The following is a 13,416-nucleotide window of genomic DNA, read 5'->3' as shown; positions in this document are numbered from 1 at the left end:
CCCCGCTGAAGGGTCGGCGCATAACGATCGAGCAGGGCACGGCGATTGCCGCGGCCCAAGGACTTCAGTCAGCTGCAAGGTGAAACCCCATGAGCCGCAAGCCCACTCGCCCCACCGACGCGCCGGCCCAGCCGCCGCTGCAAAGCCCGATGCCGCGATCCGAGATCCTCGACGACGAGGAGCCCGAGCTGCGCAGCGAACGCGACATCCCGAGCGAGGAGGGCAGCACCGAGCGCGCCGGCGCGGCGCAGCGGCGCTCGGCGCCGGCCAGGCGCGGCAAGCGCTGAGCGCACCGGCCCCGCCGCGGCCGCGCTATCGTCGGGCGCATGACGCCCGCTGCCGCCCCGCCGACCGACATCGCCGCGCTCTTCGATGCCGACGAGTACCTGTACTTCATGGCGCAGACGCTGGCCGACGAGCAGACGGCGGCGCAGTGCAGCTTCATCGAGCGCTCGCTCGCGCTGCAGCCCGCGAGCCGCGTGCTCGACCTCGGCTGCGGCCACGGCCGCCACAGCAACGAGCTGGCGCGGCGCGGCCATCGGCCGCTGGGCCTCGACATCGTGCCGGGGTTCATCGAGCAGGCCCGCGCCGAGGCCGCGCGCGACGGCCTGGCGAGTGAATTCCAGCTCGCCGACCTGCGGCGCTTCGAGGTGACGCCGGGCTTCGACGGCGCGGCGTGCCTGTTCGATGCCTTCGGCTACGACGACGACCTCCAGCACGGCCGCATCATCGACAACGCGCTCGCCGCGCTGCGCCCCGGTGGCCGGCTGCTGCTCGACGTGCGCACGCGAGAGTACATGCTGCGCGCGCCGGCGGTGAACATCGTCGAGCGCGACGGCGGCGACATGATGATCGACCGCTTCCACTTCGACATCGAATCGGGCCGGCTGACCGACCGCCGGACTTGCCTGCGCGGGGGCCGGATGCGCGAGACCGTGTTCTCGGTGCGGCTGTATGCCTACACCGAGCTGCGCGCGCTGCTGATGGCGCACGGTTTCCGCGTGCTGCAAGCCTTTGGCGGCTTCGACGGTGCGCCGCTGTCGGTCGCACGGCCGCGCACGCTGGTGGTGGCGGAGAAGCCCGAATCGCCGTGGGCTTGAATCACGCCGGAACGCCGAGCGCTGCGAAGTGCACGATCCATTCGCGCGCCGGATCGAGCGCGACCAGCGCGGCGGCCTCGGTGTCGTAGAACGCGCCGACCGCGCAGGCGCCGAGGCCGCGCGCCTGCGCTTCGAGGTACAGCCGTTCGCCGATCCGCCCGGCTTCGAGGAAGGCATGGCGGTAGCCGCGCGCCGCGCCGGCGGGGTCGGCGGCGAAGGCGGCGCGCTCGATCGACAGCACGAAGACCACCGCGGCGTCGCCGATCACGTCCTGGTCGAGCGCCGCGGCGCGCGCGGCCTCGCGCAGCGCGGCGGGCACGCGGCGCGGCTGCAGCCGCTGCGTGGCTGAGTCGACCCGGTAGGCGCCGGGCTGGAGGCCGCCGACCGCGTGCACGACCACGTCGATGCGCACGGCCGCTGACCAGGGCGCTTGCGCGCCGAGGCCGTTCAGGACGCTGACGAGCACTTCACGGGCTATCGGTGTTGCCGCGTAGCGCCGCACCGAACGGCGCTGCGCGATCAGTGCCAGCACGGCGGGCCGCAGCGCTGGCACGCGCGCCGGGCCAGGCGGTGGATCGGCCGCTGCGGCTGCCGGGGCCGGCGCCGCGCGCAGCGAGGTCGCGCGGTGCAGCGCGCCGGTGACACCCAGCCGCTCCGCCTGCGCGGCCGGCAGCGGCGGCGTCCGCCACGGCCGCGCGGACGGCGCGAGCGGCGGCGGCGCCGGCCGCACGCCGTCCTGCAGCGCCAGCAGCGCCAGCACGCCTTCCTCGGCTTCGTCGAGCCCCAGCGTCGCTGCCGCTTGCGCCTCGTCGAAGCGGCGCACGAAGTCGGCGCGCAGGCCGAATGCGGCGGCCGCCTGCACCAGGTTCTCCAGCGCGTGGCCGAGGTCGGCCAGCACGTAGCGGTAGGTGCGGTCGCGGTACTTGTGGCCGCTGCGGCGGAACAGCGCACTGGCCAGCACCAGCGCCGCGGCGCCGTGCAGCATCGTGTCTCCGGGGGCGCCGAGGGCCGCGTCGACCGGCGGCGCCGGCGCCAGGCGCTCCAGCGCATGGCGCTCGGCGTCGTAGTGCCACAGGCCCGCATCGAGCCCGGGCACCGCGTGCGCGACGACGTAGAGCTCGGTCGAGAAGAGGGCCCCCGACGAGGGCGACGCGCGCAGCTTCAGCGTGCCGCGCTCGGCGGTGACGCCGGCCACGTGCCACAGCAGCGTGCCGAGCGCCGCGACGTCGAACGGCGCGCCCGTGCCGGCCCGCGGCGGGGGCAGTGGGCGCTGCGGCGCGTTCGCATAACGCTTGAAAGGGGCGGGTGGATCGCCCCAGTCGACGCTGGGTGCGCGCAGCAGCACGCCGCTGCGCGAATGCGACGAGAAGGCGTGGAAGCGCTCGACCAGCGCCAGCGCGTCGTCGCCCGCGGCGGCGGGGGCGCTGCCGCCGCCCGCCGGGCCGTCGAGCCGCAGCTCGCTGCGGCCATGACGCAACCCGAGCACGAAGGCCACGCCGGCCGCCAGCGCCGCGCCGGCCAGCGCCAGCGCACCGCGGCGCGCCGGGGCAGGCGCGGTGGCCCGCACTGCGGCATCGGCCGGCGCCGTGGCGGTCGGGCGCCGCAGCCAGCGCCATACCAGCGGCAGGTTGAACACCAGGTGCAGCGAGACCAGCAGCACGGTCGCGTAGCCGAACAGGTAGTGCCAGTCGAACACCGGCAGCTGCTGGTTGGCGACCCAGAAGATGCCCAGGCTCGCGGTGGTGCCGACGTAGGCCAGCAGCAGCAGGCTCGAGACGATGTTCAGCGCCAGGCGCGATGGCGGGCGCCGGCGCAGCCATTGCACGGTGAGCCAAACCAGCGCGGCCAGCAGCGGCAGCGCGACCCAGACCAGCTTCGGCATGCAAGCCTCATCGGTCGGCGAAGTGCGATGAATTCTAGGCAGCGAGGCCCCGCCGGGGCGCGACCCCCGGATGCAACTGTTGCTGCTGTAGGAGCGGACCCACACGCGGTCACGGCGGCGCCCGAACGACGGCGCGCACGCCGCTTGCCACCATGGCGCCCATGGACACCTCCGCACGCGACGACGACTCCCCGCCCGCCGTTCCGTCGATCGGCTCCCAACCCTGGCCGCGCGAATCGCGCTGGGGCCGGGGTGCGGCACGCATCGCGCTGTGGGCCGCGCTGCTGCTGCTGCCGCTGGCCGTGCTCGGCGCCTTGACCGCCTGGTGGCTGGTGCGCACGACGCCCGATGCGATCAGCGTCGCCGAGCGCGCCGCCGAGCTGCCGACGCGCATCGTCTCCAGCGACGGCGTGCTGATCGACACGCTCGGCGATCGGCTGCACGCGCCGCGCACGCTCGAGCAGATCGCGCCCACGCTCAAGCAGGCGCTGCTGGCCACCGAGGACAAGCGCTTCTACAGCCACAGCGGCATCGACGGCCGGCGCCTCTGCGCGGCGGCGTGGAGCGTGCTGCAAGGCGACCTGCAGGGGGCATCGACGCTGACGCAGCAGCTCGCGCGCAACCTGTTCCCGCAGCAGATCGGCAGCCAGCGTTCGCTGTTGCGCAAGCTGCGCGAGATCACGCTGGCGTTCAAGATCGAGCGCGCCTACAGCAAGGACCAGATCCTGACGCTGTACCTGAACCAGGTGCGCTTTCCGTACCGCGTCACCGGCATCGAGATGGCCGCGCGCACCTATTTCTCGAAGTCCGCGCACGAGCTCGAGCTGCACGAATCGGCGCTGCTGGTGGCGATGCTCAAGGGCCCGAAGCGCTACGACCCGGAGCAGGCGCCCGAGCGCGCACGCCAGCGCCGCGACCTGGTGCTGACGCTGATGGCGCGCGCCGGCGTCATCGAAGAGGCGACGCGTGCGCGTGCCGCGGCGCAGCCGCTGGGCGTGCGCGTGCAGCGGCTCGACCTGGGGCCGACGCACGCACCGCATTTCGTGCGCCTGGTGCGCCAGCAGCTGGCCGACTGGGCCGATGCGCAAGGGACCGACCTGCAGATCGAAGGCATGACGGTGCACACCACCATCGACACCCGGCTGCAGACCATCGCCGAGCAGGCGCTGCGGCGCCAGGCCGCGCTGCTGCAGGCGGTGGCCGACCAGGAATGGAGCCGCCCTGCGCTGCGCACCGGGCCTCCGCCGGGGGCCGAGCAGGCCGCGGCGGCAACGGGTGCTGCCATCGAGCCGCCGCGGCTGCCGGGCGCCTTCGCGCACTTCTGGCAGCAGCAGCCGTCGCTGGTTGCCGAACTCGCCCGTGAAACGCCGGCCTATCGCGCGGCGCGCGCGGCCGGTGTCGACGAGGCGTTGGCGCTGCGCCGCGGGCTCGCCGACCGCGCGGCGCTGGAGGCCGCGAAGCTGGCGAAGACACGGCTCGAGGCCGGCTTCGTCGCGCTCGATCCGAAGAGCGGCTCGGTGCTGGCCTATGTCGGCAGCCGCGATCCGGCGCTGGACCAGTTCGACCACGTGTCGCAGGCGCAGCGCCAGCCGGGCTCCACCTTCAAGCCCTTCGTCTACGGCGCCGCATTGCTGGCGGGCATCCCGGCGGAGCAGACCTACTTCGACACGCTGGTGCAGATCCGGCTCGGTGACGGCACGGTCTGGTCGCCCACCGACATGACCGAGGCCACCGGCGAGCCGCTGACGCTGCGCGCCGGCCTCGCGCGCTCGAAGAACACGATCACCGCGCAGGTGATGCAGCAGGTCGGCGTGGCCTCGGTAGTGCGTTATGCGCGCCTGCTCGGGCTGGAACGCGCGAAGCTCGACCCGGTGCCCTCGCTCGCGCTCGGCACCAGCCCGGTCACGCTGCTCGAGCTCTCCGGCGCCTACGGCACGCTGGCCTCGCTCGGCGTCAAGCGCCGCCCGGTGCTGATCAGTCACATCACCGATCGCCAGGGTCAGGAGCTCGCGCGCTTCGTCTCCGAGCCGCAGCGCGTGCTGACCGAAGGCCAGGCGCTCGAGCTCGTCGACATCCTGCGCGAGGCGGTCGACTACGGCACCGGCGGCTGGGTGCGCAGCCGCTTCGGCGTGCGCGCCGACCTGGCCGGCAAGACCGGCACGACGCAGCGCAACACCGACGGCTGGTTCATCGCGATGCGGCCCGGGCTGGTGGCCGGCGCGTGGATCGGCTTCAACGACCAGCGCGTGACGATGCGCAGCAACCACTGGGGGCAGGGCGGTCGCAATGCGCTGCTGATCGTGGGCGACTTCCTGCGCGCCGGCGGCCAGGCCGGCTGGATCGACATGCGCCAACGCTTCCCGGTGCTGCCGCGGGCGCAGCCCTTGCCGCAAGACACGGCGTCGAGCGATCCGGTGCTGCAGGCGGCGCTGCATCCGCTGCCGTCTGTGCCGCCGCCACCACCACCGACGCTGCCGCCGCCGATCCAGCCGCCCTTGTCGCCGCGGGACGCGCCGCCGGTGATGCCGTCGCTGCCGTCGCTGCAGCAGGCCGTGCCGCCACCCCCGCCGCAGCCGTCACCGGCCGCGCCGCCGCCGATGCTGCGCTGGTCGACGCCGCGTGAGCTGCCGCAGCCGGCGCCGCTGCCGTCCGAGCCGAGCGAGCCCGACAGCGAGGACCGGCCCGTGGCCGCGCGCGTCTGACCAGGCGCGTCCTCGATCCTGCGTCCGTGCTCGCACCGTAGCCCGCATCCCGCGTCTGGAGTACCGTCGTCCCCGGCCCGCTGACGGGCAAAGGGAGCGACCATGGACGATGCGGCAGCGGGCGTCACGAAGCGGCGATCCTGGTTCGATCGGTTCCTGCACACGCTGCGCACGCCGCCGACCGGCCGTGGCACCGCGTGGCTGGCGAGCGCGACGGTGGCCTTCGCGCTGGCGCTCGGGCTGCTCGGCGCGACGCTGCACGTGCCCAGCGGCTTCGGTGTGCAGGACTGGCTGGGCTGGGCCGATCCGGCGGGCAGCGGCGGGCCGGTCGACGCGATGCTCAGGCTGTGGGCCACGTCGGGGCGCAGCGGCCTGGTGCTGCTGTACCTGGGCCTGGACAGCGCGCTCTTCGTGCCCGTGTACGCGAGTTTCCTGTTCGCCGCCGCGCTGCGCCTGGCCGACGCGCTGGCCGACGATGGGGATCCGCAGGCGGTGTCGCCCATCGAGCGCTGGCTGCTGATCGTGCTGGCGCTGCCGGTGGCGGCGCTGGTGCTGGTCGACCTGCTCGAGAACAGCCTCGGCCTGGCGCGCTTCGGTCTCTGGGGCAGCACGCTGGCGCTGGCCAGCGGGGCTTTTGGCCTGCTGGCGTTGCTGCGCTCGGCGGCGGCGCGGGCGGCACTGCGTCGGCTCGGCCGCGCGCTGGCCGCCGTGTTGCTGCTGCTGTCGCTGGTGCTCGGGCTGGCCTATGCCAGCGCGGCGTGCAGCGACCTCGGCGCGGCGAGCGGCTGGCCGGCCTTCGTCGGCCGGCTCGCCTGCGCGGCGCACCAGGGCAAGAACGGCCTCGTCGCGCTGGCGCTGCTGCTGCCCTTGCTGACGCTGGCGGCGTGGCTCTTCGGCGTGCGGCTGCAGCCGGCGCGGCAGCCGCTGGCGCAGGATCAGCGCGCCCGGCTGCGCCGCGCCATCTGGGACTGCTTCGTGCGCAGCCGCTACGTGCTGCTGGCGCTGGTGCTGGTGGCCGCGCTGACGGTGGTGATGGACCAGGGCCGCGACGTGCTCTACGCGATCGCCGCGGCGCCCTTTCGCGAGGCGGAGTTCACGCTGCCGCAGCGCGCGCTGCTGGTGCTCGGCACGCTACTCGCCACCATCGCCAGTGCGCTGGCGATCGCGCTGCTGATGTTCGCGTGCTGGTTGTGGACGCGCAGCGTCTGCCTGCTGCGCAGCGTGCACAGCGCGACGCCGCCGCTGGGTGATCCGCCCGGGCCGGCGGATCGTTTCGCCGCCGGCTGGGCGCGCTTGCTTGGCGTCGTGCCGGCAGTGCTGATGGTCGTGCTGTGCGGCGGCGTGATCCGCGACAGCGTGATGGCCCAGGCCGCCGGGGCGCCGCGCTGGATGGGGCCGGTTGCCTTGGTGCTGGTGTTCGGTGTCGGCATGCTGGCGGCCGGGCTCGGCTTCCTGCGCCGCTGCAGCCGCAGCGCGCAAGCGCGTTACCACGACTGCATCGACTGGCGCGAATGGAGTGCGCGTGCGGGTTTCTGGGAGCCCATCACGTCGAAGGAGGGCGCCACGCCCAGTGGCGGCAAGTTCAAGCTGGCGGGGCGCATCGGGGCGCACCGGCTGCCGGTGCTGCTGGGCATCGGCATGCTGGTCTGCCGGCTGGTGGACGTGTTCCCGCCCGGCTGGCTCGGCTGGCAGCAGGACTACGTGCCGACGATGAGCCTGGCGGTGATGCTGTTCGAGATCGCGCTGTGGCTGTGCTTCTTCGGCTGGCTGTCGCTGCTGGAGGTGCAGCGTTCGGTGCCGTGGGTCGGCCTGTTGATCGCGCTGGTCGGGCTGCTCGGCGTGCTGGGCTGGACGACGAACCACCTTTCGTGGCCGCCGCTCGAGCCCGCCGGTGCCGCCCCGGCCGGCGCGCTGCGCATGCTGGCCTTCACGCTCGGGCTGGCGCTGGTGCTGTGGGGCGCCTACGCGTGGGTGATGGCGCTGGTGCGGCGCCTGGCGCCTCCCGTGCCGGCGGGGGGCACGCCGGCGCGGCTGCGCTGGCGCGATGGCGTGGCGCCGGTGCTGCTGCTCGCGGCGACCGCACTGGTGATCGCCGCGGCCGACCACTTCGCCAGCACGCGCCGGCCCGACGCCGGGTCGACCAGCGCGCGGCTCGACTGGCACCGGCCGACGCTGGACATCGCGCTCGCCGACTGGCTCGCGGCGCTGTGCAACGCTCCGGCCGCGGGCGGTGGACCCTGCGGGCCGATCGTCCCGTTGGCCGCCGACGGCAGCCTCGACGTCTATCTCGTCTCGACCGAAGGCGGCGGCATCCGCGCCGCGGTGTGGACGGCGCTGGTGCTGCAGCGCCTGGCGCAGAGCGATGCGCACTTCGGCGCGCGCACCTTCTCGATTTCCGGCGTCTCGGGCGGCGCGATCGGCGCCGCGGCGTTTCGCGCCTGCAGCGCGGAGCCGGCGCAGCGTGCCGCATGCCTCGATCGGCTGGCGCGCACCGACCTGCTGGCGCCGCTGGTGTCGGCGTGGCTGTTCGAAGATGCGCTGGCGCGCGTGCTGCCGACGCGCTGGTGCACGACGCCCGGCTGCGGCTTCCTGTCGCGCGGGGCGTGGTTCGAGCAGGCGATGGAGGCGGCGGTGCCGGGTTTCCGGCAAGGCCTGATCGCCTCGCGTGAGCAGCTCGCGGCGGCGCGCGCCGAAGGTCCGCATGTGCCCTACCTGCTGCTCAATGCGACCTGGGTCGAATCGGGCGAGCGTGCGGTGGCCAGCGACCTGCGCATCGATTGGCGCCAGTTCCGCGGCGCCAAGGACCAGCTGCGCATCACCGGCCGCGACCTGCCGCTGGGCTCGGCGGCGCACAACGCGGCGCGCTTTCCGTTCGTCAACGCCATCGGCGCGCTGACCGCGCCGCAGCAGCGCTGCCTGACGCGGGTGGCCGATCCGCTGCCGCACGAGACGGCGGCGTCGGCGCCCGAATTGGGCACCGGGGGCGAGCGGCGCGAGACCTGCGGCCACCTGGCCGATGGCGGTTACTTCGACAACAGTGGCGGGCAGAGCACGCTGGACGTGATCCAGGGCCTGGCGCGCTGTCTCGAGGTGAAGGCCAACGACGGTGATGCGGCGCTGTTTCGCAAGTGCCTGGCGATGGACGCCGGCCAGCGCCAGTGGCTGCGCGAGCGACTGGTGCCGCAGGTGCTGATGATTCGCAACGGTGTGCAACCGGTGGCGGCACGCGAGGAGCTGTGCCCGCTGGCCGGCGTGCGGCCGGCGCCCGGCGCCGATGAAGTCGCGCCGCCGCCGCGCGGCGCCTGCTCCGACCTGACCGACCGCGGCTACCACCCGGAGCGGCCGGTGTGCCGTCACCGCGCCGAGCTGTTCGTCGACGTGGTCGGCCCGGCGCTCGCGGTGCTGAACGTTAGCGGCATCGGCGCCAACGGCCTGCTCGCCGAGGCGCGCCAGGCGCAGGCGGTGCGCGCACTGCGCCTGATCCTCGGCGGCGCGGCGGCGCGCACGACCCGCGCGCCGACCCGCGTGCTCGACCTGCTGCCCGACGGCATCCGCTACCCGCTCGGCTGGCACCTGTCCGGCGTGGCGGTCGACGGCATGTGGGCGCAGTCCGAGGGCTGCGCCCCGTGACGATCAGCCCGGACGGCCGGGGTGGCGGTCGCGGCGGTTCGGGATGCCGTCGCGGTCGCTGTCGTAGCGGCCGTCGTAGCGACGTCCATCGCGGTCGTCGTACCGGTTCGGCACGCCATCGCCGTCACGATCCCAGCGCGGGGTGTAGCGGGTGTCGTAGCGGTTGGGCACGCCGTCGCCGTCACGGTCCCAGGCCGGGTTGTAGACGCGGTCGAACTGGTTGGGGATGCCGTCACGGTCGCGGTCGCCGCGCGTCGGCGTGTAGCGGCCTTGATAGGCGTGGCCCTGGTAGTGGTGGCCATGGCCGACCACCGGATAGCCGGGGTAGCGCACGGTTGTTGCCGGGACCACGACGACCGGCAGCGGAAGGCCGATCGACACCGACCACTGCACGTTGCTGCCGTGCCCTGCCTGCGCGACGCCGGCGGCCATCACACCGGCCAGGCCGAGCGCTGCGACGATCCACTTCTTGCTCATGTCCGTACTCCTTTTGGGGCTTTGCCCGGCGGAATTGCGGGCTCCCCGACACAACGGGGGCGGCGCATCGGTCGTTCACCATCGCGGCGTGAAGTCCCGGTAAAGAAGCGTGAAGCGACTGGCCAGCGAGGCTGTGACGAGTCGTGACTTCTGCACGCTAATGTCCCAAGGACGTGTCACGTGGCCTCCGGCTCGTCCTCGTCCTCGGCGCTTTCCGCATCGTCGTCCTCGGGCAGCTGCGCCGTTTCGTCCGCCGCGTCGAGCGTCTCGCCCGGATCGCGCGGCGCGCCGTCGATGATGCGATCGGGCAGCAGGTCGGCGCCATCGCGCGCGTCGTTGCCGGTGGCGGTCGCGCGTTCGCCGGTGCCCGATGCATCGCTCGCGCTGTCGCGGTGCGAGGGCACGCCGCCGAGCTCGCCGGGGTTGTCGGCCTCGGTGGCCATCGGCTGTTCCCCTTGCACGTCGCTGCCGCTGTCGGAACTGTCGCTCGGGCCGAGCGCGTCGACATCGTGGCCGCGGGCACGCGGCTGAATCGGGATGCCGCCCTGGATGCTGCTGCTGGCCATGTCCGGTCTCCTTGATTCGATGGCCCGAGGCTAGGCAGCCGGCGCAGCGCTGTCTGTAGGTGCAGGGCTTCGCGGCTGTAGGACGGCGGCTTCAGAATGGCGCATGAGCCGCCCCCCCGCGAAAGTCCGCGCCGACCAGCTCAAGCCCTACCGCGCCAAGCGCGATTTCGAGCGCACGCCCGAGCCGGCCGGCGAGGTGTCGGGCGCGGGCGAGGGCGCGCTGTGCTTCGTCGTGCAGAAGCACGATGCGACGCGGCTGCACTACGACTTCCGGCTCGAGCTCGACGGCGTGATGCTGTCGTGGGCGGTGCCCCGGGGGCCGAGCTTCGACCCGCAGGACAAGCGCATGGCGGTGCAGGTCGAGGCCCATCCGATCTCGTACAACCAGTTCGAGGGCGTGATCCCCGCCGGCCAGTACGGCGCCGGCCGCGTCATCATCTGGGACCGCGGCACCTGGGCGCCGGTGGGCGATCCGCACCAGGGCCTGGCCGAGGGCAAGCTGGTCTTCACGCTGCATGGCCAGAAGCTCGCCGGCCGCTGGGAGCTGGTGCGCATCGCGAAGAAGGACGACGAGCGCGACGTGCATGGCGACAGGCCGGCGGGCAAGCGCGAGAAGCAGGTGCCGTGGATCCTGTTCAAGAAGCGCGATGCCCATGCGCGCCCGCGCGCCGAGTACGACGTCGTCAGTGCGCTGCCCGACAGCGTCGTTGCCAAGCCGCTGCCGCCGGCCGATGCGGCGCCGCTGCCGGGCCGCGGCGGCGGGCTGGTCGACGAGAGCGGCGCGGCGCGCGCGCCCGGCGAGCTGAGCGGTGCGAAGCGCGCGCCGCTGCCGGACAAGCTGCCGCCGCAGCTGGCCACCGCAGCCACCGCGCTGCCGGCGCGCGGCGACTGGCTGTTCGAGGTCAAGCTCGACGGCTACCGCGTGATGACGCGTATTCAGAGCGGCCAGCCGGCGCTGATCACCCGCGGCGGCCACGACTGGACCGCGAAGATGCCCGCCATCGCCGCGGCGCTGCGCGCGTTGAAGCTTCACTCGGCCTGGCTCGACGGCGAGGTGGTCGTCTTCGGCGACGACGGCCTGCCGAGCTTCAACGCGCTGCAGAACGCCTTCGATCACCGCCGCTCGGAGTCCATCGTCTACCTGCTGTTCGACCTGCCGTACCTCGACGGCTGGGACCTGCGCGCGGTGCCGCTGCGCGAGCGCCGCGCGTTGCTCGCGCAGCTGCTGCAGCGCGCCAACGACGACGATGCGCACGACGGCAAGCTGCGCTTCAGCGCGGCCATCGATGCCGACCCGGCGAGCCTGCTGCAGTCGGCGCGCCAGCTGCGGCTGGAAGGCCTGATGGCCAAGCGCGCCGATGCGCCCTACGTCTCGCGCCGCAGCGAGACCTGGCTGAAGCTGAAGACGCGGCAGCGCCAGGAGTTCGTCGTCGGCGGCTTCACCGACCGCGGCGGCGCGCGCAACGCGGCGGAGATCGGCAGCCTGCTGCTCGGCGTTCACGACGAACGCGGCAAGCTGATCCCCGTCGGCAGCGTCGGCACCGGCTGGGACGGGCGCAGCGCCGCCGAGCTGAAGGCGACGCTGGTGACGCTGGAACGCAAGGGCTCGCCCTTCGCCGGCGATGCGGCGCCGCCGGGCGGCCGCTGGTCACGCCGCAATGCCGGGCTCGAGCGCTGGGTCGAGCCGCAGCTCGTCGCCGAAGTCAGCTTTGCCGACTGGACACCCGACGAGCAGATCCGCCACGCCACCTTCGAGGGGCTGCGCGCCGACAAGCCGGCCGCGCAGGTGCGGCGCGAAGTGGTGCGCATGGTCGGAGACCGCAAGGCGGCGCCCGCGGCGAACGACGTGGACGCGCCCAATGGACGTCAGCGCACCCAGGTCAAGGTCTCGCATCCGGAGCGGGTGATCGATCCGTCGAGCGGGCTGACCAAGCTCGACCTCGTGCGCTACTACGAGAGCGTTGCCGACTGGATCCTGCCGCACCTGAAGGGCCGCCCGTGCTCGCTGGTGCGCGGCCCCGAGGGGGTGACCGGCGAGCTCTTCTTCCAGAAGCATGCCGAGCAGCTGCGCATCCCGGAGCTGAAATCGCTGGACCCGGCGCTGTGGCCGGGCCACCAGGCGCTGCTCGAAGTGCCGAGCGCGCGCGCGTTGGCCGGCGCCGCGCAGATGAACGTCATCGAGTTCCACACCTGGAATGCGCAGGTGCGCGACATCGCGCACCCGGACCGCGTGATCTTCGACATCGATCCGGGCGAGGGCGTCGGCTGGCCGCGCGTGGTCGAGGCCGCGCTGCTGGTGCGCGGGCTGCTCGAGGAGCTGGGGCTGAAGGCGTGGCTGAAGACCAGCGGCGGCAAGGGCCTGCACGTGGTCGTGCCGCTGGCGCCGAAGCACGACTGGGACACCGTGAAGGATTTCTCGCAGGCGGTGGTGCAGCACCTGGCGCGCGTGATCCCGAACCGCTTCGTCGCGAAGAGCGGCCCGGCGAACCGCATCGGCAAGATCTTCGTCGACTACCTGCGCAACAGCCACGGCGCGACGACCGCGACTGCGTATTCGGCGCGCTCGCGGCCGGGGCTCGGCGTGTCGATGCCGATCGCCTGGGAGCAGCTGTCGGAGGTCAAGAGTGGCGCGCACTGGACCATCGCCGATGCGCGCGAGCACCTGTCCTTCGTCAGCGAGGATCCGTGGCAGGGCTACTGGAAATCGCGGCAGACGCTGGCCAGGGCGTTGAAGCGGCTGGGTGCTGGCGGGTGAATGGCCTGGTCCACGAACCAGCCCGTCGGACTGTCTACCAGTACGCGCAGCTTGCAAGCTACACTGGCTCGCGCCTGCCCATGACTCGAACCCAGCTCAATCTCCGCGTCAGCGAACACCTCGAACGTGCCATCGACGAGAAGCGCATCGAGCTCCGCGCCTCGCTGGGGACGATCCCATCTCGCTCCGATGTCCTGCGCCTGGCCCTGGCCGCCTACCTCGGCCTGTCGCTTGATGAGTCCGAGGCTGACCGCCGAGCGACTACCGGGCCTGCCAAGCGCAAGGCGCGCTGAGCCGACGAGCC

General features: G+C 73.3%; 9 protein-coding genes. 6 read left to right on the top strand and 3 right to left on the bottom strand.

The window, feature by feature from the left end:
- Nucleotides 1-89: 89 nt before the first annotated feature.
- The gene (locus HLB44_RS00880; RefSeq protein WP_173119649.1) at nt 90-287 is read left to right on the top strand and encodes a hypothetical protein; all 198 of its coding nucleotides are present in this window, start codon (nt 90-92) and stop codon (nt 285-287) included.
- 39 nt (nt 288-326) lie between these two features.
- Nucleotides 327-1,100 (top strand): SAM-dependent methyltransferase, encoded by a 774-nt coding sequence (locus HLB44_RS00875; protein WP_173119647.1) that lies wholly within the window; start codon nt 327-329, stop codon nt 1,098-1,100.
- Nucleotide 1,101: 1 nt separating this feature from the next.
- Here HLB44_RS00875 and HLB44_RS00870 read toward each other — a convergent pair whose 3' ends face one another.
- Nucleotides 1,102-2,982, bottom strand: coding sequence for a SagB family peptide dehydrogenase (locus HLB44_RS00870; RefSeq protein ID WP_173119645.1), 1,881 nt, complete (start codon nt 2,980-2,982; stop codon nt 1,102-1,104).
- Between the two features lie 161 nt (nt 2,983-3,143).
- Between HLB44_RS00870 and HLB44_RS00865 the strand changes: the two genes are divergently transcribed.
- Together HLB44_RS00865 and HLB44_RS00860 are read left to right on the top strand one after the other, a co-directional pair.
- Entirely contained in the window at nt 3,144-5,684 is a 2,541-nt protein-coding gene (locus HLB44_RS00865) for a transglycosylase domain-containing protein (protein ID WP_173119643.1), read from the top strand.
- Nucleotides 5,685-5,786: 102 nt separating this feature from the next.
- Nucleotides 5,787-9,314 carry a hypothetical protein gene (locus tag HLB44_RS00860; RefSeq protein ID WP_173119641.1) on the top strand — a complete coding sequence of 1,176 codons (3,528 nt, stop codon included), beginning with the start codon at nt 5,787-5,789 and terminating at the stop codon, nt 9,312-9,314.
- Nucleotides 9,315-9,317: 3 nt separating this feature from the next.
- Here HLB44_RS00860 and HLB44_RS00855 read toward each other — a convergent pair whose 3' ends face one another.
- Together HLB44_RS00855 and HLB44_RS00850 are read right to left on the bottom strand one after the other, a co-directional pair.
- On the bottom strand, nt 9,318-9,791 hold the full coding sequence (locus tag HLB44_RS00855; protein ID WP_173119639.1) for a hypothetical protein: 474 nt from the start codon (nt 9,789-9,791) through the stop codon (nt 9,318-9,320).
- Between the two features lie 176 nt (nt 9,792-9,967).
- Nucleotides 9,968-10,357: a hypothetical protein gene (locus HLB44_RS00850; protein WP_173119637.1), complete on the bottom strand. Its 390-nt coding sequence runs from the start codon at nt 10,355-10,357 to the stop codon at nt 9,968-9,970.
- 103 nt (nt 10,358-10,460) lie between these two features.
- On the opposite strand from HLB44_RS00850, the gene ligD reads away from it, so the two are divergent.
- Both ligD and HLB44_RS00840 read left to right on the top strand, forming a co-directional pair.
- Nucleotides 10,461-13,112 (top strand): DNA ligase D, encoded by a 2,652-nt coding sequence (ligD, locus tag HLB44_RS00845; protein WP_173119635.1) that lies wholly within the window; start codon nt 10,461-10,463, stop codon nt 13,110-13,112.
- 80 nt (nt 13,113-13,192) lie between these two features.
- Complete coding sequence (locus tag HLB44_RS00840) at nt 13,193-13,405, top strand: hypothetical protein (protein ID WP_173119633.1); 213 nt, start codon at nt 13,193-13,195, stop codon at nt 13,403-13,405.
- Nucleotides 13,406-13,416 lie beyond the last annotated feature (11 nt).

It is taken from the genome of Pseudaquabacterium terrae (genome assembly GCF_013266755.1).
Classification (GTDB): domain Bacteria; phylum Pseudomonadota; class Gammaproteobacteria; order Burkholderiales; family Burkholderiaceae_C; genus Pseudaquabacterium; species Pseudaquabacterium terrae.
Note: the sequence above shows the minus strand (reverse complement) of the source record. Positions and strands in the feature narration are given on the sequence as shown.